The following is a 22,674-nucleotide window of genomic DNA, read 5'->3' on the forward strand; positions in this document are numbered from 1 at the left end:
AGCCGCGTTCTACAATGCCGATCACTTCAGTTAGATAAGTTCTGGAGATCGGGTCGTGTTCAGGAATTTCGGCCGTATCAAACCGCTGCTTGCACTGTTTCTCTTCTTGGCTTCCACCCAGGCCTATTCGCTGCACTATCGCACCGGGTCATTGCGCTACCGGAGCCGGCGACACAGCCGAGTGCGCGTGCACCATCGCCACGTGGTGTGGGCGTGGCGGTCTCCGATCCGTGGTTCGCACGACTCTCTGCTCCGTCAAAACGAGGAGATTGACCGCCTGGGGCTGCCCCGCATCGCTGATGACGACCAACTCCAGGAATTGAAGCAGCAACAGGAACTGGTGCCGATTGTGGAGAGCCGCACTTTGGTAGTCCATCCCAACCTCGACCCAAAGAATCGCTTCTGCCGCCCGTGGACACGGCAATTTTTACAGGGTGCGGCAGCCGCGTACTATCGGCAATTTCATCAGCCTATTCAGGTGAACTCGGCGGTCCGCACCGAAGAACAGCAGAAGCGTCTGCGCCGCTGGAACCATAACGCCGCGCCCGCATCGGGGGACACCGAGTCATCTCACGTTGCCGGCATCACCGTGGACATCTCCCGGCATGGCATGACACGCGCGCAGCGAAAGTGGATGGCGCAATACCTTTACGACCTGCGTGAACGAGGCCTGATCGAAGCAGCGGAGGAGCGCCGGGAGCCGGTCTTCCACGTCATGGTGTCGCAGCGCTACGCAAGCTTGCATGAACCAACGGTAAGAGAATCCCGGCAGCAGTCGCCCGCAACTACGGACCAGGCGTCGCCGCAAACCGAAGTTCCTGCCAGCGCGAATTAGCAGGCGTCTGGCATACCTTCTCCTGTCCTGAACACTGGCAGCCTGCCCGTGTAGAATGAAAGCTCATGTTCTCCCGAACCACCCGCCTTCTCCCAATTCTGCTTTGTTGTGTTTTTAGCTTTGCTCAGGGCGACAGCCCGTCTGTTTCACCTCAGGCGCGCCGCATTCACGATTCGGCAATCGTAATCGATACCCACGCGGATACCCCCCAGCGCTTTCTCGATGAAAACTTCGACATCGGAAGCGTCACCCCGACCACCAAGGGAAACATAGATCTGGAGAAGGCCCGAGCAGGAAATCTGGGCGCCGAGTTTTTCTCGATCTGGGTGGATCCCAGAAGCAACGGTGGGCATTACGCCAAGCGCGCATTCGATCTGATTGATTCAGTTTACGCGCAGGCGTCGCGCCACCCCAATCAGATGGTGATGGCCTATACCGCGCAAGACATCGTCCGCGCCCGCTCAGGCTCACAGAAGAAGTTTGCGGCACTGATGGGAGTCGAGGGCGGACACGCCATTGAGGATGATTTACACATTTTGAGAGACTTCTATCGCCTCGGCGTTCGTTACATGACTTTGACGTGGTCCAACACCAATGAGTGGGCGGACTCCTCTGGCGACATCAAAAACCCCGAAGTGAAGCACCACGACGGACTCACCGATTTTGGCAGGCAGGTGGTGCGGGAAATGAACCACCTCGGCATGATGGTGGATATCTCTCACGTCTCCGACAAGACATTCTGGGACACTATCGCCGTTACCAAAGCACCAGTGATCGCCTCACATTCGTCGGCGCGAGCACTCTGCGACCATGCCCGCAACATGACCGACGACATGCTGAAGGCGGTAGCGAAAAATGGCGGGGTAGTGAACGTAAACTTTTATTCTGCTTTTGTGGATGATAATTTCCGCAAGGCCGAGCAGGAGATGGCCAAGGATCGTCAGGCCGCTGAGAATGCCTTTCTACAGCGGCTTAAGGAAGAGGGAAAGCCCTTCAGCTATCCGGAATTCGACCAGTTGGAGAGAGAATGGAATGCCAAAATTCCGCGGCCGCCGCTGAAATCGCTGATTGATCAGATTGACCACATCGCCAAGGTGGCAGGCGTGGATCATGTGGGATTGGGCTCGGATTTCGACGGCGTCTCCGGGGCTTTACCTGCCGGAATCGACTCCGCCGCCGATTTGCCCAAGATCACACAAGGATTGCTGGATCGCGGCTACAGCTCTGCTGATATTAAGAAGATGGTTGGCGGCAATATGCTGCGCGTGTTCGGCGAGGTCGAGCAGGTCAGCCGGAAGATGCAGGCCGAAGAACCAGCCAAAAATTGAATGATTGGGCGAGTGACTCATTGAATCATTGCCTCAATGCGTGACTCTCGCTCAATAAATTTAGTCAGGAGCTACGAATGTTCAAATTGTCCAGTTTGATTACTGTTGTTCTCGCGAGTGCTCCCCTGCTGGCCCAAACCAAGCCGAGTGCGGCTCACAAGGCACCCGTACGCAAAGCTACGCCGGGGGCAGCGACCAAGGCCGAGCCCACCGCCGTCTTCCACACCACGGCCGGTATTCTGACCTGCACTTTGTTTCCAGACAAGACGCCAAAGACCGTTGCCAACTTCATCGGCCTGGCAAAAGGCACCAAGGACTGGACCAACCCGGTTAGCCACGTGACCAAGCACAACACGCCACTCTACGATGGCACCATCTTCCATCGCGTGATTCCAAATTTCATGATTCAGGGTGGAGATCCCGCCGGCAACGGCAGCGGCGATCCCGGCTACACCTTTGAGGACGAGTTCCGGCAGGACCTCGCGTTTGATCGTCCGGGACGGTTGGCGATGGCCAACTCCGGGCCGAATACCAACGGCTCACAGTTTTTCATTACCGATGTGCCAACGCCACACCTGAATGGACATCACACCATCTTTGGACAGTGCGATGCGGCCAGCGTGGCTCTGGTTAAGAAAATGGAAGCCATGGCACGCGATCCGAATGACCGGCCGTTCCATCCAGTGCGCATTGTTCATGTAGATATCCTGCAACCCGGCGCCGCGCGCAAAGCTACCAGCCCGGCGCATCGCAAGCCAGCCGCAAAGAAACCGGCTGCCAAACCAGCAACAGCGCCGAAGCAATAACAAATCAGGAGGAGAGGAGCACCATGGCCCGGCAACCCGGAACCTACGCTATTTTCGATACTACTGAAGGCACAATCGCATGCCGACTGTTTGAAAAAGACGCGCCCAAAACCGTGCAGAATTTTATCGAGCTTGCGGAAGGCAAGCGCGAATGGAAGCACCCGCTCAGCGGCAAGAAGTCCAAAGATCGGCTCTACGACGGAACAATCTTCCATCGTGTGATCCCCGCCTTCATGATCCAGGGCGGAGACCCGGCGGGCAATGGAACAGGCGGACCGGGCTACCAGTTCGAGGACGAGACCAAAGGCTCACCACATCGTTTCGACAAGCCAGGCAAACTGGCGATGGCCAATGCCGGGCCTAACACCAACGGCTCGCAGTTCTTCATCACGGTTGCCGCAACCACGTGGCTCACCGGCAAGCACACCATCTTTGGCGAAGTGACGGAAGGTCAGGATGTCGTGGACAAGATCACTCGCCTTCCGCGAAATACGCAAGACCGGCCCAAGAAAGATGTGAAAGTGAATTCGGTAAAGATCGAGCGAACGTAGGCGATTTCACCACGAAGACACGGGGGGCTCGGAAGGTACGCCGTTTAAGCCAACGCAGTTCGTGCTACACGCCGATTACGCTGACCAGTTCCTTCACTGCGCCTGCGCTCTTTTGCAGCGCGCTCTGCTCTTCCGGCGTCAGTTTGATCTCGATGATTTGCTCAATACCACGCGCTCCGAGTTTGCAAGGAACGCCGACAAATAGGCCCTTCAATCCGTATTCGCCTTCCAGATAAGCGGCACAGGGAAGAATCTTCTTTTTGTCCTTGAGGATGGCCTCGACCATCTCCGTAACTGCGGCCGAAGGCGCGTAATAGGCGCTGCCGGTTTTCAAATATTTGACGATTTCGGCTCCGCCGTCCCGGGTGCGCTGCACCAGCCGCTCTAGAGTCGCGTTGTCCATCAGTTCGGTAATAGGAATGCCCGCCACAGTTGAATAGCGTGCCAATGGGACCATGGTGTCACCGTGACCGCCGAGCACAAATGCGGTGACGTTCTCCACGCTGACCTTCAACTCCATGGCGATAAAGGCGCGGAAGCGCGCTGAATCGAGCACACCCGCCATGCCAATCACCCGGTTCCGAGAAAAACCGCTCAGCTTGTAGGCGGCTTGCGCCATCGCATCCAGAGGGTTGGAAACGATGATCAGAATGCAATTGGGCGAATACTGCACCGCGCTGCCCACCACGTCTTTCATGATCTTGTGGTTGATGTTGAGCAGGTCGTCGCGGCTCATGCCTGGTTTGCGGGGTACCCCGGCAGTGATCACGACGATGTCGGAGTTGGCAGTATCTTTGTAATCCTGCGTGCCAAGAATAAAGGAATCTTTCTTCTCGATCGGCATCGCTTCCAGCAAGTCAAGGGCCTTGCCTTGCGGCACACCTTCAATAATGTCAATGAGTACAACGTCCGCCAGTTCCTTGGCCGCAATCCAGTGCGCGGCGGTAGCGCCTACGTTTCCCGAACCAACAATCGTGACTTTATTTCGCATTGACCTTCTCTCTCCAGCGCCGATGGCGGGTGTGTGGATATCAGCCATGCCACCCATGCCCAGCCGATTAAAAGTTAAATCCTAGTCTGCCGCAGTTGAGAATCTGGCGCCCATGTTGCTGATGATGTAGTCCCCAAATTCGCTGGTCTTGACCTTGGTCGCACCTTCCATCAGGCGCTCGAAATCGTAAGTGACTTTCTTTTGCTGAATGGTGCGCTCCAACGCCTCTTCAATCAGCCGGGCGGCTTCCTTCCAACCCAGGAAGTCAAACATCATTACGCCAGAAAGAATAACCGAACCGGGATTGATCACGTCTTTATCGGCATATTTTGGTGCCGTGCCGTGGGTCGCCTCAAAGATGGCGTGCTCGTCGCCAATGTTGGCGCCAGGCGCGATGCCCAGGCCTCCCACCTGCGCTGCACAGGCGTCGGATATGTAATCTCCATTTAAATTAGGCGTGGCCAGCACGGAGTACTCATCGGCACGAGTAACTACCTGTTGGAATATGGAATCGGCAATGCGATCGTTGACCATTAGTTTCTTCTTCCATCCGGCCTGGCCGTGTGTCTTGTAGATCTTGTCTAGAACACCTTTTACTTCCGCATAGACGGACTTGCGAAAATCCTCGCTGGCGAATTCCAAACCAGGTTCAACCATGGCCGCGTTCTGCTCGATGCTGAGCTGCGGATTTTTATCTTTGTTGTCGAGAATCCAGCTCTCGCGCTCAGTGACCACTTGGTCGCGAAATTCTTCCGTCGCCAACTCGTATCCCCACTCCCGAAATGCACCCTCGGTGAACTTCTGGATATTTCCCTTGTGTACCAGTGTGACCGCGTTCCGATTATTCGCCAGCGCATACTGAATCGCCATGCGCACCAGTCGCTTGGTGCCGGTGACCGAGATAGGTTTGATGCCCACGCCGGAATCTGTCCGCACTTTTTTCGGACTGTTCTTCAACATGTCATTGTTCAAGAAATCAATCAGCTTGCGGGCCTCCGGCGTGCCCTGCTTCCATTCAATACCGGCATAAACATCTTCCGTGTTCTCGCGGAAGATGACCACGTTCATGCGTTCGGGATGCTTCACCGGCGAAGGCACTCCCTGGTAATACTTCACCGGGCGAACGCATGCATATAGATCGAGAATCTGTCGCAATGCAACATTCAGCGACCGAATACCGCCGCCCACCGGCGTGGTCAGTGGGCCCTTGATCGCGACTCGCAGCTCGCGGACCGCAGCGACCGTGTCATCCGGCAACCAGTTTTTAAACTTTCTGAAAGCTTTCTCGCCAGCGAAGACTTCGTACCAAGCAACCCGCCGTTTGCCGCTATAGGCCTTCTTCACCGCGGCATCGAACACCCGTTGCGAAGCTTTCCAGATGTCGCGTCCCGTGCCATCGCCTTCAATAAAAGGGACAATGGGATTATCGGGAACGTTGAATCTTCCATTACTAAACGTGATGGCCGCGCCATCACTGGGCAACGCAACCCCGTTGTATGAAGCCATTGGCACTCCTTTGCAGAATGATACGAGAACCGGGCGGCGAAAGGAAACTACCGGATTATGCGGTCAAAAACCTGACGCACACCGTGGAAAGTGCGTGCCAGCTCAGCATCCAGGCCGCCGACCAGGTCGCGGGACAGAATGCGCGCGGTCAGCCGCTCGGTAATCCGCCGCGCGTGCTCAGTTGCCGGCAGCGTTTTTCGCGAGCGTCCCACGACTAATCGCACCACGTGTTCCACGGTGCGCATCAGCTCCGCAGCTTCTTCCAGGAGCACGTAATCATCTTCGGCCAATAGCGAGTACTCGCGGAGCCTGCCGAGACGTTCGTGCAAGTTGCCCTGATGGCCTTCGATCTGGTGGCGAATTTTGAGATAACAGGTGATGAAATCAATGTCGTAAACCGCCCCTGGATCAGTTTTGAAATTTCGCTCTCGCGGCTCCAGGACCTCAAGCCGCCGTCGCATGTCCCGCACCGCGGAACCAAAAGCCGGCTCCTTAGCATACCTTCGCAGGCATTCTTGGGCTGCTAACACCGCCTCTGTCCCGACTTCAACCGATCCGGCCACCCAGCGCAGCTTGGTACAAGTGAGTGCCTCCCAGGGTTGCGCCTCCTGAGCGCAGTAGGCGCGCAACTGCGCCGGAGTGACCACCAGTTCTCCCTCCGATCCGTGTGGCCTAAGGCGCGCGTCCACAGGAAACACGGTTCCGTCACGCGTATAGGCGGCCAGTGCCTGCATGGTCTGCTCGGCGGCTTTGGTCGCCACCGCAGGATCGAGCTTTTCGTCACGGACGAAAAGCACATCGGCATCCGAAAGCAGGTCGAACTCGGAAGTTCCCAGTCGTCCAAATGCCAGAATCGCCAGTCCGGGCGGCTGTCCCGAAATGGTCAGGGCGGCGCGGATGCATTGCTCGGCCACCAGGGTGCTGCTACACAGCGAGTAATACACTGGCCGCAAATCCAGGATGTCGGCTGCACCCGAGGCAAACACACGATGCCGATAGTGGCGCCGCAGTAGCGCCAGCTTGTCTCCATCCGACCAGACCGACGAGGACAGAAAATCGAACGTCGAATCGTTCGGCCCTTGTATGGAATCAGCCCCCGCAAACAAATCTGGAATCTGCTGGGCGGTCCGAGGGCCGCTTGAAAGTGCAGCCAGGGTCTCAATCTCTTCCGGATGGCGGACCAAAATGTCGGTGAGATATTCGCTTGAGCCAAATAAGGCCAACGCGCGCTCCACCGCTTGCGGCGCGGACATCAGCGCTGCATAGCGCTCCGAACTCGTAAATGCTGCACTAAGAAAACGGTAGAGATTGCGTCTGGTAATCGCGTCCAGGTCAGGACGCATCGCTGTTTCGTACAGCGCGCTGGATTCTTCAGCGAGACGTTGCAAAAGCTGATGGTATTGCTGTTCGGCGCCGCTATCTTCCATGCGCGGCCGCAATCGGAATTCGCCTTCCCGGTCCTGCTGAAACTGCTGCTGGTGAATGATGCGTTCATAAATATCCGCCACTGCGGCCATGCAGCCACGCACGAGATGAACCACTTGGCTTGGCCGGATCTTCGCCTCTTTGTGCAGCGCTGTCGCGGGATCGCCGGAGGAACTACCACCATGGGCTTCACTTACAACCGACCGATAGAGCACCCGCAAATCATGGCTTGACTGCGGTAAACGGTGTGTCTGCTGGCCTTCGCGCAACTGCAACCGGTGCTCCACTTTGCGCAGAAACTCGTAGGCTGTAGTTAGCTCGTGAAATTCCTTGCCGGTAATGTGGCCCTTGTCATGCAATTTCTGCAGAGAAAACAAAGTGCCGCCGGAGCGCAGCCACGGCTCTGCTCCGCCGTGAACGCGCTGCAGGCACTGCACCAGAAATTCGATGTCGCGAATGCCGCCCCGATCAAGCTTTACGTCAATATCGCCCAGTTCGTGGGTGGCGCGCCGGCGCGCACTGATGCGTTCGCGCGTGTCCAGCGCCGTCGCAATGGCGGCAAAATTGAGCCGGGTCGTGTCGCCGCTGTACACCTGTGGCTGCACCCCGCGGATGAATTCTCGCGCCAGCGCCGCGTCCCCCGCGGTGTAGCGGACTTTGATCAGGGCCTGGCGCTCCCAGTCGTGGGCGAAGGTGGCGTAATACCTGAGCGCATGGCCCAGTGCAACTGCCGGCTCGCCTTCTCTTCCCTGCGGACGTAAGCGAAGATCAATGCGGAACACCCGGCCCTCGAAGGTCATGCGGGAGAGAATCTCGCTGACCTGCTGCGCCAGCCGGATGAAGTATTCGCGGTTTGAAATGGCCGCAGATGGCAACTCTTCGCCGTCGCCATACAGAAAAAACAGGTCAACATCGGAGCTGTAGTTGAGTTCGTTGCCGCCAAGCTTCCCCAGAGACAACACTGCGAATGGCGTTTCTACCACGCGGCCCTCACTGTCCATATGCCTCGGGGCCTCGAAACGGCGGCGCAGCACGGCTTCCGCCTCGCGCAAGGCATCCTCTATGAGCACGTCTGCCAAGGCGGAGATCTCGGAGGTAGTTTCTGCCAGCGGCGCGATTCGCAGCACGTCGCGCAGCATGATGCGCACATACTCACGTCGCTTGAATCGGGAGAGCAACAGCGCGATATCCGTATCCAAAGATCGAGCCCTATACCTGGCGAGCCCTTCATGGAACTCTTCGCGAGAAAGGCTGCGGTCCAGGTTGTTACGTCCACGCACAAAGCTCTGCAGCAGGTCGGGATTGCGGATCAGCGTGTCCCCAAGATAGCGGCTGTACCCGAACACCACCAGCGCGTAGTGAATCAGGAAACGGTGAGCGTCCAGTAACCGCAATAGTTCGCCACCTGCTTCCGCGTCAGCTTCCACCAAGCGGTCGAAAAGATTAAGAGCGGAATCGGGATCCGGGGATTCGGCCAAGAGAGGTTGCAGCGCCGCAGACACTGCCGCGGGAGCGCGCTGCACAATCCGCGCCAGCGTCTCCGCAGCGCGGCCGGGGTCGCGGAACTCGATGGGCGCTGCAGCAGTCGCGTGCTGGAGAATTCGGGAGTTCGAAACAGGTCCGCTGGACAAGGTGCTTGACTCTAATTTTCAGCATAGCACGGGGATTGGCGTACCACAGGGGGCACAGAGAACACAGAGGTGAACCACAGAAAATGGCCGCATAAGGCATCCGCTCGCTTTTCTCTCACTCTGTGAGCTTCTGTGCACTCTGTGGTTAATAAAAAAAAGCCCGGCATTTCTGCCGGGCCTGAACCAACAGCCACGTAGGTAAGCAACCGGGTTAAATGTCGTAATACAGCGCGAACTCAAACGGATGCGGACGCAAACGCACCGCATTCACTTCTTTCTCACGCTTGTAGTCAACATAAGTCTTAACCAGCTCTTCCGTGAAGACGTCACCCTTGAGGAGGAACGAGTGGTCCTTCTCCAGAGCATCGAGGGCGTCTTCGAGCGAGCCGGGCATGGATGGTACCTTCGCCAACTCTTCTGCGCCCAGATCGTAGATGTCCTTGTCGAGCGGCTGGCCGGGATCGATCTTGTTCTCGATGCCGTCCAGTCCAGCCATCATCATCGCGGCGAAGGCCATGTACGGGTTGCAGCTCGGGTCGGGCGGGCGGAACTCGATGCGTTTGGCCTTAGGTGAAGCCGAGTACATCGGTATACGACACGCCGCCGAGCGGTTGCGCCGCGAGTAGGCCAGGTTCACCGGAGCTTCAAAGCCCGGTACAAGGCGCTTGTACGAGTTGGTGGTAGGAGCGATGAGCGCGGAGAGCGCCGGGCCATGTTTAATGAGCCCGCCGATGTACCACAACGCCATCTGCGAAAGTCCCGCATAGCCGTCTCCGGCGAAGAGCGGCTTGCCGCCCTTCCACAGTGACTGGTGGGTGTGCATTCCGCTGCCGTTATCCTGAAACAGCGGCTTGGGCATGAAGGTGACCGTCTTGCCATACTGGTTGGCGACGTTCCGCACGATGTACTTATAGAGCATCATGTTGTCGGAAGAGCGCACCAGAGAATCGAATTTCAAGTCAATTTCAGTCTGACCGCCGGTTGCGACTTCGTGGTGATGGCATTCGACCGTGAGGCCGCAATTTTGCATGGTCATCGCCATCTCAGTGCGCAGGTCCTGATAGTGGTCTGTGGGCGGAACCGGGAAATAGCCTTCCTTGAAGCGCGGCCGATAGCCCAGGTTGTTCTCGGCGCGACCGGAATTCCAACGCCCTTCTTCGGCGTCAATAAAGTAAAAGCCATGCTGCTCGCGCTGGTCGAAACGCACGTTGTCGAAGATGAAGAACTCGGCTTCGGCGCCGAAGAACGCGGTGTCAGCCAGCCCCGTGGACGCCAAATACATCTCGGCTTTCTTTGCGATGTAGCGCGGATCGCGGTCGTACCGTTGTTTGGTCACCGGATCTACGACGTCGCACACCATTACCAGCGTAGGAACCTCGGTGAAGGGATCGAGCATGTACCACGCCGGATCGGGCATGAGCAGCATGTCGCTCTCGTGGATTGCCGCCCAGCCACGGATGGAAGAGCCATCCATACCGAAGCCCTCTTCGAAGGAATCCTCGGTGAACTGGTCAATCGGATAAGAAACGTGGTGCCATAATCCAGGGAGATCGGTGAAGCGGAGGTCGAGCAGCTTGACCCCATTCTTCTTTACGAACTCCAGGATGGTCTTCGGATCAGCCATTTAATTCTCCTTTGCGCCGTCAACGGGCGCGAATAGACCCCACACCGCTACCTGCAAAGGTGTTGTGGGCTCGGGCAAAACTGAAAGTCTCATCAATTCGGCGGGAACACCTGCTGCTACAATCTCCTCGCAGCAAGACATGTTGAGCATACGTGCTTACCTTGGTGCGGGGAAATTGATTGTTTTTATGGGCCCCATAAAGGTGTTTTATCCCCGACCCTATGTTGATGAAAATTAACTATTTACTCCCGGTCGGTGGGAGCTGCAATTGGGCTCGCCGTGATCGCGCCTCATGATTCAAAACGTAGAGGTTCACGAAGGTTACTTTGTGCCCTCGGCGTTGTTTGTGCTTAGCTAGTTTTGCACTCCATGGACTTTGACCAGCTAGAGACGTTTTTGGAAGTGGCGCGGCACGCCAGCTTTTCACGGGCGGCGGAGAAGCGCTTCCGCACTCAGCCCGCGATCTCTTCCCAGATTCGCGCCCTGGAAGAAGAAATCGGCGCCCGGCTTTTCGACCGCAGCGGCGGTAAGGTAGCGCTCACCGCCGCGGGTAAGGTCTTTCAGCAGTATGCTGAGGAGGCTTTGCAGTCCCGCCGCGTGGTGATGACCACCGTCGAAGAGATGGAGCGCGTCCCTCGCGGCGAAATTGTTGTGGCCGCTAATGAGGGCACCTGCCTGCACATCCTGCCCGAAGTGTTCGCTGAATTCAAAAAGCAATATGCCAAAGTTGCGGTGAGTATTAAGCGGTCCGAGCACAGCAAGATTCTGGAATCCGTGATTGATAACTCGGTGGACTTCGGTGTGGTATCACTCCCGGTCACGGACACTCGCATGACCGTGGTTGCAATTCACAAAGACGACCTGGTACTGATCGCGCCGCCACGGCACCCGCTGGCAAAGATGGCAGGCGCGCCTCTGGCAGAAATTGCCAAATATCCGCTTCTGTTGCCGAAGGTCGGACGCACACGCGACGCCCTGGAGAATTTATTTCATGAACGACGGCTCCGTCCTCACGTCTCCATGGAGCTCGACTCCAGCGAATTGCTGAAGCGCTTTGTGGCTGCCGATGTTGGCGTGGGTTTCATTGCCCGTTCCAACGTCGCTGAAGACGTGCGGGCTGGCGTACTGGTGGCACTACCAATCGCGGATGCTCAAATTCGCCGTGACCTGGCGCTCGTATTTCGCAAAGACAAAGCGCTCAGCCGCGCGGCACTAGCCTTCATTGATATCGCTGTCCGGCTCAAGCCGGCGCAAACGGCTAGTTCAGGCCGCGATTAGGGCAGAATTATTCACTGTCTGACTCCGAGCTCTCCTTATCCGGTCGCGCATCTTTTCCCAAGTCTCCAAACGGCCAGAGGCCAAATGCCTTCAGCATAAGGTCGTCCTTCTGTTTCACCAACGCCCGCGCAGTCTTCTCCGGCGGCCATGGGCTGGCGAGGCGCTCTGGACGATCCGCAATCCAGAAGGCGGTGAGCGCCATCAACGTGGCGTCACGAGTGAGCAGGTCGGGTTTGACTTTGTCGAAGGTGTCAACCGCAGAGTGATGGGTGTACTTGTACTCGGGCGAATCCTGTCCCATGTTAACTCCCGGCAGACCGGCTAAAGTGAACGGTCCGCTATCGGTGCCGAAGCTGGTCTTATCGTCAACTTTGATTTCGCCAAAGGATTTCACTGACTCGGCGAACTTTTGGACGGCAGGCTTTAAATCGTCGCGCCCACCCAGATTCAGGCTCACCACCGGTCCCTGGCCGTTGTCCAGAATCACCGCGGCCACATGGTTCGCCATTTCATCCTGGTGCATTTTTACGTAGGCGAACGAGCCGAGCAGCCCCTGTTCCTCGCCAGTGAAGAGCACAAATCGCATGGTCCGCTTGGGCCGCTGGCCGGCTTTAGCGATGGCTTCTGCCGCTCCCAGAGTGGTCGCAACCCCGCAGCCGTCGTCAGTGGTGCCTTGCGCCAGGTCCCAGGAATCGAGGTGTCCACCAATCACAACCACCTGCTCGGGGTGCTGCGTGCCGCGGATCTCACCCACCACATTCGCCGATTCCACCGGCCCATCTGTGATGCGGTTCTGGACGTTCATCTTCAGGCGCACCGTCTTGCCCGCCTCCAGAAAGCGCTCCAACTGCTGATGGTCTTCCGCGATGATGCTCACCACGGGAATTTCGTAAAACGTATCGAAGCCGAGCACTCCAGTGTGCGTCAGGTGCATCCCCGCGGCCGTGGAGCCACCCTGTCCACCGATCACAGCCAAAGCGTGAGCTTGGTACGCAGCCCTTAGAAAAGGACCGAATTTCAGGAACGCTTTCCTGCGCTCCTCCCGCTTGGGCTCTTCGCCTTTCTCCTTCCTGATCACCAGCAGGATCTTGTTCGGCCATTTTCCGGAGTTCTCTTTTACTTCCTGGTCAAGGTGGCCTACGTCAACCGCAACCAGTTCGCCTTCCACGCCGCCCTTGGGTGTAGATCCGACCCAACCCATGGAATCAATCGTTAATCCCCTCTGGATGGGTGACAGCACTTCAGCGTCGCCCGAAACACGCGTCCATCCGCGAGAGAGCTGCCATTTTTCCGTGTGAACGTTGCTCAAGCCGATCGCCCGCATTTTCGCCAGCCCCCACTCAATTGCCTTCGCGGCTTGCGGTGAGCCGGTAACTCGGCCGCCGATGTCGTCGCTCAGTTCCTGCAGGTCTTCGACAGGATGAGAATCCAGCATGCCGTGCCCGGCGATGGCCGTGAGTGCCGGCATAGTGCCATCCTCGGTAGGCGGGGGCGGATCGAGAATCGCCGGTCCGGCGGCCCATAAGCTCATGCCGGCCAGCAGGCAAAGAGAAATTACGAAAACACGGGGAACATTACCATGCATGATTGTCCTCCAGAGGTACTGCGGTGACTTGCCTGATGTGAGCAGCGGAATCTCATTGTAGCTGAAATCGTGAAACCATTTTCAGGCCCGCTACTCTCTACTGATGACACCGTTGGCAGAGTTCGCTATCTTTTAGAGGCAGCGGTCAATCCAGAACTATCGGGAGATACGGATGAAATCTTGCAAACTTTTTAGCTTATTCGCAACCCTGGTTGTGCTCAGTACACTCGTGGCGGCGGAGCCCCCAAACAAAGAAAACGGCAAGCAAAGCCTGACTGGGGTGGTCAGCGATTCCATGTGCGGAGCCAAACACATGATGGAAGGAAAAGAGGCCGACTGCCTCCGCGCCTGCGTGAAGCAAGGATCGAAGTACGCGCTGGTAGTGGGCGATAAGGTCTACACCCTTGAGGGACACAGCGACGAGCTCGGAAAGCTGGCGAACCAAAAAGTAAAGGTAACCGGCGCGGTTAAGGGCGACACGGTCGAAGTCACCTCGGTTAAAGCGCTCTGAGGATTGGATCGCGAATGTCTGCAAGCTGTCGAGGGCGGGGGCCAGTAGGTTTCCGCCGTTCCCATTTGTGTCAAATTTTTCCCTAAATTCATACACATACTTAGGGCGCTATGTTAGATTGAAATCGCTTTTATCCCTGCGCTGGTCGGAGGACTCGCGAATTGCCACTGAGCATGGTTCCCAAGAGAATTTTCTTCACCAAGGGAGTGGGGAAACATCGGGAACGGCTAACCTCTTTCGAGCTTTCGCTCCGTGATGCCGGCATCGCCTCCCAAAATCTTGTCCGCGTCTCCTCCATTTTCCCACCCAACTGCAAGCTGGTTTCGCGCTCTCAAGGACTGAAGTACCTGCGTCATGGCGAGGTGGTATTTGCGGTGGTGGCGGAGAATTCAACCCGCGAACCCCATCGCCTGATGGCGGCGAGCATCGGAGTGGCGATTCCTGCGGACCGCAACACCTACGGATACTTGAGCGAACACCATTCTTTCGGTGAAAAAGAAGAAGCTGCGGGCGATTATGCCGAAGAGCTAGCCGCTGAAATGCTGGCCACGACGCTGAACGTGGAGTTCGATCCCGACCGCTCCTGGGATGAGAAAAAGGAGATTTACCGGATCTCCAACAAGATCGTCCGCACCGCCAACATTACGCAGTCCGCAGTGGGCGACAAACGCGGTCTGTGGACAACAGTGATCGCCGCCGCGATGCTTATTATTGACTAGCTCGGCTGGGACTAGCTTCGGCTGAGTGCCTTCTTATTCCCTGTTTTTCGGTTTGAGGTAGCTTCCTGCACCTCCACAGGATCTTTGTCCAAGCGCTCCAGAACGGCAGCCACCAGTAGAGGCAAACCTACGGTCGCGTCCACGAACACTTCGCCAAATCTCCCGCCCTCGGAGGGGGGTACGAACTTGCCCCAGGAAACGGCCTCACTGTAGGGGCTGCCGGAGAGGCCTCCCCAGTACACCGGCTCGGGGCATATCCTGACCCCGTAGTGATAGCGCTTTAGGGGCACCTGCTCGCCCGCGCGGCGATGCCTTAGCTCGATAAACGGCCCGAACTGCTGGGCCCAGTTTCTGGGTACTCCGCCGCCGATGGTGAAGATTCCCAGGCGCTTTTGCTTGAGCAGCGTCGCCGCGAAGTGCTCAAGATCTTCAAAGGGATCAAACCTCAGGTTGGGCTTCCCTTCCCTGGCGCGTAACCGGTTATGCAACGCAAAGTCGAGTCCGAGTTCGGAATCGGTGAATGCCGGGACGAATACAGGAACATCTTTCTCATAAGCTGCCTTGAGAATGCCGCGCTCCTCAACATGTTGATTCAGGTAGCGGCCAATGGCCCGGTTCAACTTCCAGGAGCACGCAACCTCCTTCGGATCCCAGCCCTGAAGCACCTCAAACACCACGCGCTCCACATCGTCGAGGTTCTGCTCGGGCTCAATAGTGTCGTAGACGCGGTTATAGCCAGCCTGGTAAAGATCTTCGTCGCTCACATTGGGATTAACACGGAAATGGGCGCGGCCTGTAGCTTCAACCAACCCGTGCGCCATCAGCGCACCAGTGGAAACCAGCGCATTCACGATTCCCCGATCAATCAACTCGGTAATGATCAGACCTTGTTTAGCAACCGTCATGGCGCCAGCCAGGGTCATCACCACAAAGCAATCTTTGTCGCGCGCCATGGCTTCCAGAACGTCGGCGGCCTCGCCCAATTGACGACCGGTGAAGGCGGTTCGCGACATCGCGCGCAGCAACTCGTCAATGGTGTGGGCACGTGAAAGATCGAGCGGTTCCAGCGGAATGAGTTTGTCCTTGATCGGATCGTGGAGCTTGCGCTCGCTTCCTTCTCCGTGATGATGGTTGTCGCGCTTCACCGGTTCACCTCCTTAACCGCGCAGTTCGCAGGAAACAGCAAAGTATCTCTTTGTAGCTGCGTCGTCAACCGCCGCAACGCTCCTCTTTGTTATGCTAAGGCCATGTCTGCTGGTGCGCCGCAAACTTTTAAAGTCGGATTGGTGCAGATGTCCTGCACACTCAATCCCGAGGAGAACCTGGAGCGCGCCATGGACCGCATACGCGATGCCGCCGGGCGAGGGGCGCGCGTGGTCTGCCTGCCCGAATTATTCAGCACTCAATACTTTTGCCAACGGGAAGACGCCAGCCTGTTCGACCTTGCAGAGCCCATTCCTGGGCCCAGTAGCACACGGCTTTCGCAAGTGGCGCGCCAGCAAAAAGTGGTGCTGATTGCTTCACTTTTCGAAAAGCGGGCGTCTGGTATTTACCACAACACTGCAGTGGTCTTCGATGCCGACGGGGCCATGCGCGGCATTTATCGCAAGATGCACATCCCCGACGATCCTCTCTATTACGAAAAGTTCTACTTTACCCCCGGCGATCTCGGCTTTCGAGCTTTCGATACCGAAGCCGGAAAGGTCGGAGCACTGGTGTGTTGGGACCAGTGGTTTCCCGAAGGCGCGCGGCTCACCGCGCTGCAGGGTGCGAACGTTCTGTTTTATCCGACAGCAATTGGCTGGCATCCCGCGGAAAAGGAAGAATACGGTGCCGCGCAACATGATGCGTGGCGTACCATCCAGCGAGCGCACGCGATCGCCAACGGCGTCTATGTGGCCGTAGTAAATCGTGTAGGACATGAAACCGGCGACATTCGCGGCAACTCGGCTCCCGGCGCCGGCCTTGAGTTCTGGGGCGGCTCGTTCATCTGTGATCCCTTTGGGACCGTCATTGCCGAAGCTTCGCACGACAAAGAAGAAATCCTGATCGGCGAGGTTGATTTGCGGAAGTTAGAAGATGTTCGCCGCAACTGGCCGTTTCTGCGCGACCGGCGAATTGATAGCTACGCGACCATCACCAGTCGCTTCCTGGATACAACGCTTCCGTGAGCCCGCGCAAAACGAAGTCTGCGTCCCCGAAGTCTTCTTCCTCGAAATCTTCTCCTCCGAAGTTCAAGGGCTTAACCGCTTCAGGCAAATACCGTATGCCGGCTGAATGGGAGCCGCACGCCGCCACCTGGCTCGCTTGGCCTCATAATCGCTCTGACTGGCCGGGAAAATTTCAGCCCATCCCCTGGGTCTACGCTGAGATTGTTCGCCATCTTTCACGCAACGAGCGGGTAGAAATCATTGTCGGCAACAACCTTGTGGAAGAGAACGCCCGCAAGGTGCTGCAGACGGCCGGCGCATCGCTTGAGAAGGTCCGGTTCCATCGCTGGGCCACCGATCGGGTATGGACGCGCGATTATGGACCGATCTTTGTGAGAGAGCAGACAGCGGAGGACCGAATCGCGGCTACAGTTTGGCGCTTCAATGCCTGGGCGAAGTATTCCGACTGGCAGAACGACGCCACGGTGGCGACCAGAATTGCCTGTCAGCTGCGCGTTCCCGAGGTTCGACCCAGCTTGAATGCCGCCGAAGGCCCGCGCCAGATCGTGCTCGAAGGTGGCAGCATTGACGTGAATGGGCAGGGCACTTTGCTTACCACCGAGGAGTGCCTGCTGAGTTCGGTACAACAGCGCAACCCGGGGGTTGGCCGTGAGCAACTGGAAAAACTTTTCTCCGAGTATTTGGGCATCAAAAAGGTCATCTGGCTTGGCAGAGGCATCGTCGGCGACGACACCCACGGTCACGTGGACGACATCGCACGTTTCGTGGCTCCTGATACGGTAGTTGCAGCCGTCGAACTTAATTCCAGTGATCCCAATTACGCGCCACTGCAGCAAAATCGGCAGCGTCTGAAGTCGAGCACCGACCAGAGAGGGCAGCGGCTTCAAGTCGTCGATCTGCCTATGCCCGGGCCGGTGAGCTTCCGTGGGCGTCGTCTGCCCGCAAGCTACGCCAATTTCTATATTGCAGATAACCTGGTCCTGGTACCCACCTTTAACGACAAAAACGACCGGCTCGCGCTTAACATCCTGTCTGATCTATTTCCCGATCGCGGCGTTGTAGGAATCTACTGCGGGGATTTGATCTGGGGCTTCGGCGCTATCCATTGCTTGACTCAACAGCAACCAGCGGCCGCTCAGACAAACAAAGCCTAGCGGCTGTTCCTAACCTGCAACCCGATTCGCGATCCACTCGCCAGCCTCGCGAGTTCCGAGCGTCCCGCCGACGTCCTGCGTGGTCTTCTTCTGGCGGACCGATTCCAGGACTGCGGCATCAATCTTCACCGCCTCGGCGGTCAATCCAAGATGCTTCAGCATCATGGCCGCGGTCGAAATCGCGCCGATGGGATTGGCGATGTTTTTGCCCGCAATCGGCGGCGCTGAGCCGTGCACTGGCTCGAACATGGACGTCTTTCCGGGATGGATGTTGCCGCTGGCGGCCATGCCTAGTCCACCCTGCAATCCTGCCGCCAGGTCAGTAATGATGTCGCCGAACATGTTGTTGGTCACAATTACGTGAAACTGGCGGGGATCGCGAACCATCTGCAGACACAGCGCGTCCACGTACATGTGCTCGGCTTTTATCTCTGCATATTCGCTGGCCACCTGCTTAAACACGCGCTGCCACAGGCCGTGAGCGTAGGTCATGACATTGGACTTGTCGCTCATCATTACGCGCGAACCTGTTTTACGCGGATGGTGGCGCGCATATTCAAACGCGTACCGAATAATCCGCTCGACTCCCCGGCGGGTATTGATATCTTCCTGAACTGCGATTTCCTCCGGCGTGCCCTGGTTGAGTACGCCGCCGACGTCAACGTAAACTCCTTCCGTATTTTCGCGAATCACGGTGAAATTAACATCCTGTGGCTTGACGCCCTTCAGAGGGCACAACGATTCATCGAGCAATTTCACCGGGCGAACATTGGCGTACAGGTCCATTTTGAAGCGCATACCCAGCAGGATCTCTTTAGCGTGAATGTTCGTGGGCACGCGGGGATCGCCGAAAGCCCCCACCAGGATCGCTTCGAAATCATTGGCCAGCATGGTGAAGCCATCCGGCGGAACGGTGGTGCCGTCTTTGAGGTAGCGGTCGGCGCTCCAATCAAAGCTGGACATTTCGATTGGCGCCCGGCTGGCCTCAATCACCTTAACTGCCTGGGCGATCACCTCCTGGCCGATGCCGTCGCCCGGCACCACAGCAATCCGTTTTTTCCTGGAAGAGGAGTCCTTGGCAGCACACATAAAGCCAAGAAGTTTACATGAGTGGGCTCACAACGTCTGGCTCGAGCGAAACGCGCTTGAGTATAATTAATAGTTTGTATGGCTGCGAGCGCACTAACTGAGAAGCTGACGGCGGCGGGCGCCTCGGGACAGTACGGCGGGGCCGAGACCGTGTTGCGCTTCTCCGACTCGAAAACTGAATTTGCGGCATTGCTCTCGGGCGCTGGTGTTTGCGATCTGTGCTGGCGCGCAAAGCTCGCCATCCGCGGCCGCGATCGCGTGCGTTGGTTTAATGGCATGGTGAGCAACAACGTTCGCGACCTGGCGGCTGGCCGTGGCGTTTACAGCTTCGTGTTGAATCCGCAGGGACGGATCCTGGGCGACTTCTACGCCTGGAATCACGGCGAAGAATTTCTGGTGGATACCGATCTCGCTCAGTTACCGAATCTGCTGGCGCTGTGGCGAAAGTTCATCATCATGGATAAGGTTGAACTGGTGGAAGTCGCCGACCAGTTCGCCGCCATAGGAGTCCAGGGACCTAAGGCTGCTGAGGTGCTTCGAGCAGCCGGAATACAGGTTCCCGAGCTGCAGCCGCTGGAAATGGTCGAAAGTAGCTGGCAGCAGGGCAGCTTGACTCTAGTTCGCGCCGATGAGCCGAAAGTCCGATACGAAGTTTGGCTCACTCCAGAACATGCAGCAGCTGCCTGGGACGCATTAGTGAAAGCAGGCGCCACTCCCGTAGGCGCGGAGGCGATCGAGTTGGCGCGCATTGCTGCTGGAATTCCAAAATATGGCCAGGATATTCGTGAGCGCGACCTACCGCAGGAAACCCAGCAGGAGCGGGCGTTGAATTTCACCAAAGGCTGCTACATCGGACAGGAAATCGTGGAGCGCATTCGCTCGCGGGGTAATGTGCACCGGATGTTCACTGGCCTCAAAATTGAGGGTCCCTTGCCGGCTCCTGGCGCGAAGCTCCAGGCGGACGGGAAAGATGTCGGCGAGGTCACCAGCGTCGGTGTGCTGCCACTAGCTGGCGGACAATTGCCCGTAGCGCTCGGGTACGTGCGCCGGGAGGCAGGTTCTCTGGGCTCCTTCCTGACGGCCGGTGAGACCAAGGCTACGGTGCAGCCGCCGCCGTTTACGTAATAGGGTCCAAGTTTATGGCCGAGAAAAAAGAAGAGTTCGTAGTTACCGACCGGCGGCTGTTCACGCCTGAGGGTGAGCTGCGCCCCGATGTTCCTGAAGAAGAGCCTTCCCGGCCCGCAGCCGCACCGCCGCAGAAGCCAACCGCTCCCACTGAAACAGCCTTCAAGCCCAGCGCTCCTTCTCCTCCACCCGAAACTGAAGCCAAGACCCCAACCCCTCCTAGCGCGGAGGAGCAGAAAGCTCAAGCCGATGCGTACAGCAAGTCCACTCGCGATTTGGACGCTCAATTAAAAACTCAGTTGGGGTCGCGCAAAGCTCAAGACCTGGAGATGACCTTTGAGCGTTTCCTGGCGTCGCTCTACATGACTGCCCTTTTGCAGCTCGGCTTGGTACGAGAACAAGGCGCTCAGCCACAAATTGACCTGATCGGAGCGCGGCAGACCATTGACACCATCTCCATCCTGGAACAAAAGACCAAAGGAAATCTGACCGCAGCCGAGCAAGCGTTCATGCAAAACGTACTCTACGAGCTGCACATGGCCTACTTGGAGGTCACCAACGCACTCGCCCGCGGACCGCAGACGCCGCCTCCTGGTGCCGGTCCGAAGCCTCGATGAAGGCGGTCCTGACGGTGTTGGGAAGTGGGACCTCCATGGGAGTTCCTACCATCGGTTGCAACTGCGGGGTTTGCACTTCGTCCGATCCTCACGATTGTCGTACGCGTCCATCGGTGTTGGTGGAATACAACGGGCATGTTGTTCTGATTGACACCACTCCGGATTTTCGCCAGCAGGCAATCCGGGAGCACATTCGACAGCTTGACGCAGTGCTCTACACTCACTCCCATGCGGACCATATTCTTGGACTCGATGACCTTCGATCGCTCAGCTTTCACCGCGAATCGCCGATTCCACTGTATGCCCGCGAGGACGTGGCGCAGTCTTTGCGCCAGATGTTCAGCTACATTTTTGACCGCAATTACAAATACGGCGGGCTCGCCCGCGTGGAGCTCAAACCCATTGATGGCCCAGTCGAGCTGTTTGGGGCCTGCTTTCGACCTTTGAAGGTGCTGCACGGTGACGCCGAGATATTTGGCTACCGCTTCGGCTCGACTGCCTATCTCACCGACTTCAGTACGATTCCGGAAGAATCTTTCGATCAGCTCGCGGGCCTGGACATTTTGTTCTTGGACGCGCTGCGCCGCAAACCTCATCCAACGCACTCCACTGTGGAGAACTCGTTGCGCATTGTGGAGCGGGTGAAGCCAGCGCGTGCATTTTTCACCCATATCTCGCATGATCTCCCACACCAGCAGACCAATGCCTCACTTCCAGCGAATGTGCGGTTATCCTATGACGGCCTGAAGCTTGAGTTCGAAATCTGAAACAGATGAAGATATTTCGCCACCTCGAGGATATTCCTGCTGACTTGGGCAGAAGTGTGGTCAGCGTCGGAAACTTCGATGGCGTACATCGTGCCCATAGGCACGTGCTCAACGAGATTGGAACACGGGCGCGGCAAATACACGCGAAATCTGTAGCAGTCACCTTTGAGCCGCACCCGGTACGGATTCTCCGACCTGATGCTGCGCCTCCGCTGATCACGCCTTTACCGGTCAAATTGCGCCTGCTGGAAACAACCGGTGTGGATGCAACTCTGGTGTTGCCCTTTACTCGTGATCTTTCACTCCTCAGTCCGCGCGAATTTGCCGAACAGATCCTGAAAAATCGGCTACACGCCCGCGAAGTGCACGAGGGATTTAATTTCAGGTTCGGCCACAAGGCAGCCGGCACGGTGAGCATGCTCGCCGAGTTCGGGCGCGGGATGGGGTTTGAAACAAAGGTTTATCCCGAGATGCGGATCCGCGGCCACCAGGTCTCCAGCAGCCATATCCGCGAACTAATTCTGCATGGCGACATCAGCCGCGCACGACAGCTCCTCGGAGATACATTCAGCATTCTCTCGACCCCGGGGCGGGGGCGCGGGTTCGGCGCGAAGTACACGGTTCCAACAATTAATCTGAGCCGCTATGACGAACTGGTCCCGCAGGATGGTGTGTATATCACGCGAACCAGAGTAGGCGAGGAGTGCTTTGATTCCGTCACCAACGTAGGAAACCGTCCAACTTTCGGCGCCGATTCATTCGCCATCGAGTCCCATCTGCTCAACTTCCATCCGCTGGAACTCGCGCCGGAGACCGAGGTGGAAATCCATTTTCTACGACGCCTGCGCGGTGAAATTAAATTCCCCTCGGTGGACGCACTGCGGCAGCAGATCGCCCATGACGTTCACCATGCGCGCCGCTACTTTCACCTTTTCGAGAAGCTTTCTTCCCAGTAGCTATA

At 57.3% G+C, this 22,674-nt stretch carries 20 protein-coding genes; 13 read left to right on the top strand and 7 right to left on the bottom strand.

Annotated elements, in window-relative coordinates:
• Positions 1-55 precede the first annotated feature (55 nt).
• The 4 genes from VFA76_13430 to VFA76_13445 all read left to right on the top strand — a co-directional run bounded on the left by VFA76_13430 (position 56) and on the right by VFA76_13445 (position 3,520).
• Positions 56-835: a DUF5715 family protein gene (locus tag VFA76_13430; GenBank protein ID HZR32841.1), complete on the top strand. Its 780-nt coding sequence runs from the start codon at positions 56-58 to the stop codon at positions 833-835.
• 65 nt (positions 836-900) lie between these two features.
• Positions 901-2,163, top strand: a complete 1,263-nt coding sequence (locus tag VFA76_13435; GenBank protein HZR32842.1) for a dipeptidase — start codon at positions 901-903, stop codon at positions 2,161-2,163.
• A gap of 77 nt (positions 2,164-2,240) precedes the next feature.
• Positions 2,241-2,969, top strand: coding sequence for a peptidylprolyl isomerase (locus VFA76_13440; GenBank protein ID HZR32843.1), 729 nt, complete (start codon positions 2,241-2,243; stop codon positions 2,967-2,969).
• 23 nt (positions 2,970-2,992) lie between these two features.
• Positions 2,993-3,520, top strand: coding sequence for a peptidylprolyl isomerase (locus VFA76_13445; protein ID HZR32844.1), 528 nt, complete (start codon positions 2,993-2,995; stop codon positions 3,518-3,520).
• A gap of 64 nt (positions 3,521-3,584) precedes the next feature.
• Here the strand turns inward: VFA76_13445 and mdh are convergent, their stop codons facing one another.
• From mdh to glnA, 4 genes are all read right to left on the bottom strand, one after another.
• Entirely contained in the window at positions 3,585-4,511 is a 927-nt protein-coding gene (mdh, locus tag VFA76_13450; GenBank protein HZR32845.1) for a malate dehydrogenase, read from the bottom strand.
• An 81-nt stretch (positions 4,512-4,592) separates the two neighbouring features.
• Positions 4,593-6,017 carry an NADP-dependent isocitrate dehydrogenase gene (locus VFA76_13455; protein ID HZR32846.1) on the bottom strand — a complete coding sequence of 475 codons (1,425 nt, stop codon included), beginning with the start codon at positions 6,015-6,017 and terminating at the stop codon, positions 4,593-4,595.
• Between the two features lie 47 nt (positions 6,018-6,064).
• Positions 6,065-9,073, bottom strand: coding sequence for a hypothetical protein (locus VFA76_13460; GenBank protein HZR32847.1), 3,009 nt, complete (start codon positions 9,071-9,073; stop codon positions 6,065-6,067).
• A gap of 211 nt (positions 9,074-9,284) precedes the next feature.
• Positions 9,285-10,697 carry a type I glutamate--ammonia ligase gene (gene glnA / locus VFA76_13465; GenBank protein HZR32848.1) on the bottom strand — a complete coding sequence of 471 codons (1,413 nt, stop codon included), beginning with the start codon at positions 10,695-10,697 and terminating at the stop codon, positions 9,285-9,287.
• Between the two features lie 369 nt (positions 10,698-11,066).
• On the opposite strand from glnA, the gene VFA76_13470 reads away from it, so the two are divergent.
• Entirely contained in the window at positions 11,067-11,975 is a 909-nt protein-coding gene (locus VFA76_13470) for a LysR family transcriptional regulator (protein ID HZR32849.1), read from the top strand.
• A gap of 7 nt (positions 11,976-11,982) precedes the next feature.
• Here the strand turns inward: VFA76_13470 and VFA76_13475 are convergent, their stop codons facing one another.
• On the bottom strand, positions 11,983-13,560 hold the full coding sequence (locus tag VFA76_13475) for a M20/M25/M40 family metallo-hydrolase (protein HZR32850.1): 1,578 nt from the start codon (positions 13,558-13,560) through the stop codon (positions 11,983-11,985).
• Positions 13,561-13,732: 172 nt separating this feature from the next.
• Here VFA76_13475 and VFA76_13480 point away from each other — a divergent pair, with 172 nt between their 5' ends.
• Positions 13,733-14,071, top strand: a complete 339-nt coding sequence (locus VFA76_13480) for a hypothetical protein (protein ID HZR32851.1) — start codon at positions 13,733-13,735, stop codon at positions 14,069-14,071.
• 161 nt (positions 14,072-14,232) lie between these two features.
• Positions 14,233-14,790 (top strand): arginine decarboxylase, pyruvoyl-dependent, encoded by a 558-nt coding sequence (locus tag VFA76_13485; GenBank protein ID HZR32852.1) that lies wholly within the window; start codon positions 14,233-14,235, stop codon positions 14,788-14,790.
• 11 nt (positions 14,791-14,801) lie between these two features.
• Here VFA76_13485 and VFA76_13490 read toward each other — a convergent pair whose 3' ends face one another.
• Positions 14,802-15,935 (bottom strand): deoxyhypusine synthase family protein, encoded by a 1,134-nt coding sequence (locus VFA76_13490; GenBank protein HZR32853.1) that lies wholly within the window; start codon positions 15,933-15,935, stop codon positions 14,802-14,804.
• Positions 15,936-16,037: 102 nt separating this feature from the next.
• On the opposite strand from VFA76_13490, the gene VFA76_13495 reads away from it, so the two are divergent.
• Positions 16,038-16,961 carry a carbon-nitrogen hydrolase gene (locus VFA76_13495; GenBank protein HZR32854.1) on the top strand — a complete coding sequence of 308 codons (924 nt, stop codon included), beginning with the start codon at positions 16,038-16,040 and terminating at the stop codon, positions 16,959-16,961.
• 95 nt (positions 16,962-17,056) lie between these two features.
• Entirely contained in the window at positions 17,057-18,115 is a 1,059-nt protein-coding gene (locus VFA76_13500) for an agmatine deiminase family protein (GenBank protein ID HZR32855.1), read from the top strand.
• Positions 18,116-18,124: 9 nt separating this feature from the next.
• Here the strand turns inward: VFA76_13500 and VFA76_13505 are convergent, their stop codons facing one another.
• Positions 18,125-19,204 (bottom strand): 3-isopropylmalate dehydrogenase, encoded by a 1,080-nt coding sequence (locus VFA76_13505; GenBank protein HZR32856.1) that lies wholly within the window; start codon positions 19,202-19,204, stop codon positions 18,125-18,127.
• A 78-nt stretch (positions 19,205-19,282) separates the two neighbouring features.
• Between VFA76_13505 and VFA76_13510 the strand changes: the two genes are divergently transcribed.
• From VFA76_13510 to VFA76_13525, 4 genes are read left to right on the top strand one after another with little or no spacing between them, the layout of a single operon-like run.
• Positions 19,283-20,329 carry a folate-binding protein gene (locus VFA76_13510; GenBank protein ID HZR32857.1) on the top strand — a complete coding sequence of 349 codons (1,047 nt, stop codon included), beginning with the start codon at positions 19,283-19,285 and terminating at the stop codon, positions 20,327-20,329.
• A 14-nt stretch (positions 20,330-20,343) separates the two neighbouring features.
• The gene (locus VFA76_13515) at positions 20,344-20,946 is read left to right on the top strand and encodes a DUF1844 domain-containing protein (protein HZR32858.1); all 603 of its coding nucleotides are present in this window, start codon (positions 20,344-20,346) and stop codon (positions 20,944-20,946) included.
• The gene (locus tag VFA76_13520; protein ID HZR32859.1) at positions 20,943-21,713 is read left to right on the top strand and encodes an MBL fold metallo-hydrolase; all 771 of its coding nucleotides are present in this window, start codon (positions 20,943-20,945) and stop codon (positions 21,711-21,713) included. Before VFA76_13515 ends, VFA76_13520 begins: the two co-directional genes overlap by 4 nt.
• A gap of 5 nt (positions 21,714-21,718) precedes the next feature.
• Entirely contained in the window at positions 21,719-22,669 is a 951-nt protein-coding gene (locus VFA76_13525) for a bifunctional riboflavin kinase/FAD synthetase (GenBank protein ID HZR32860.1), read from the top strand.
• The last annotated feature ends 5 nt before the right edge of the window (positions 22,670-22,674 follow it).

It is taken from the genome of Terriglobales bacterium (assembly GCA_035651655.1).
GTDB lineage: Bacteria > Acidobacteriota > Terriglobia > Terriglobales > Acidobacteriaceae > DASRFG01.

Excerpts from the sequence above, each read along its gene's own strand:
- VFA76_13435 (HZR32842.1), top strand. The coding sequence starts at position 901 with ATGTTCTCCCGAACCACCCGCCTTCTCCCAATTCTGCTTTGTTGTGTT.
- VFA76_13440 (HZR32843.1), top strand. The coding sequence starts at position 2,241 with ATGTTCAAATTGTCCAGTTTGATTACTGTTGTTCTCGCGAGTGCTCCC.
- VFA76_13445 (HZR32844.1), top strand. The coding sequence starts at position 2,993 with ATGGCCCGGCAACCCGGAACCTACGCTATTTTCGATACTACTGAAGGC.
- mdh (HZR32845.1), bottom strand. The coding sequence starts at position 4,511 with ATGCGAAATAAAGTCACGATTGTTGGTTCGGGAAACGTAGGCGCTACC.
- VFA76_13455 (HZR32846.1), bottom strand. The coding sequence starts at position 6,017 with ATGGCTTCATACAACGGGGTTGCGTTGCCCAGTGATGGCGCGGCCATC.
- glnA (HZR32848.1), bottom strand. The coding sequence starts at position 10,697 with ATGGCTGATCCGAAGACCATCCTGGAGTTCGTAAAGAAGAATGGGGTC.
- VFA76_13470 (HZR32849.1), top strand. The coding sequence starts at position 11,067 with ATGGACTTTGACCAGCTAGAGACGTTTTTGGAAGTGGCGCGGCACGCC.
- VFA76_13475 (HZR32850.1), bottom strand. The coding sequence starts at position 13,560 with ATGCATGGTAATGTTCCCCGTGTTTTCGTAATTTCTCTTTGCCTGCTG.
- VFA76_13480 (HZR32851.1), top strand. The coding sequence starts at position 13,733 with ATGAAATCTTGCAAACTTTTTAGCTTATTCGCAACCCTGGTTGTGCTC.
- VFA76_13495 (HZR32854.1), top strand. The coding sequence starts at position 16,038 with ATGTCTGCTGGTGCGCCGCAAACTTTTAAAGTCGGATTGGTGCAGATG.
- VFA76_13500 (HZR32855.1), top strand. The coding sequence starts at position 17,057 with ATGCCGGCTGAATGGGAGCCGCACGCCGCCACCTGGCTCGCTTGGCCT.
- VFA76_13505 (HZR32856.1), bottom strand. The coding sequence starts at position 19,204 with ATGTGTGCTGCCAAGGACTCCTCTTCCAGGAAAAAACGGATTGCTGTG.
- VFA76_13510 (HZR32857.1), top strand. The coding sequence starts at position 19,283 with ATGGCTGCGAGCGCACTAACTGAGAAGCTGACGGCGGCGGGCGCCTCG.
- VFA76_13515 (HZR32858.1), top strand. The coding sequence starts at position 20,344 with ATGGCCGAGAAAAAAGAAGAGTTCGTAGTTACCGACCGGCGGCTGTTC.
- VFA76_13520 (HZR32859.1), top strand. The coding sequence starts at position 20,943 with ATGAAGGCGGTCCTGACGGTGTTGGGAAGTGGGACCTCCATGGGAGTT.
- VFA76_13525 (HZR32860.1), top strand. The coding sequence starts at position 21,719 with ATGAAGATATTTCGCCACCTCGAGGATATTCCTGCTGACTTGGGCAGA.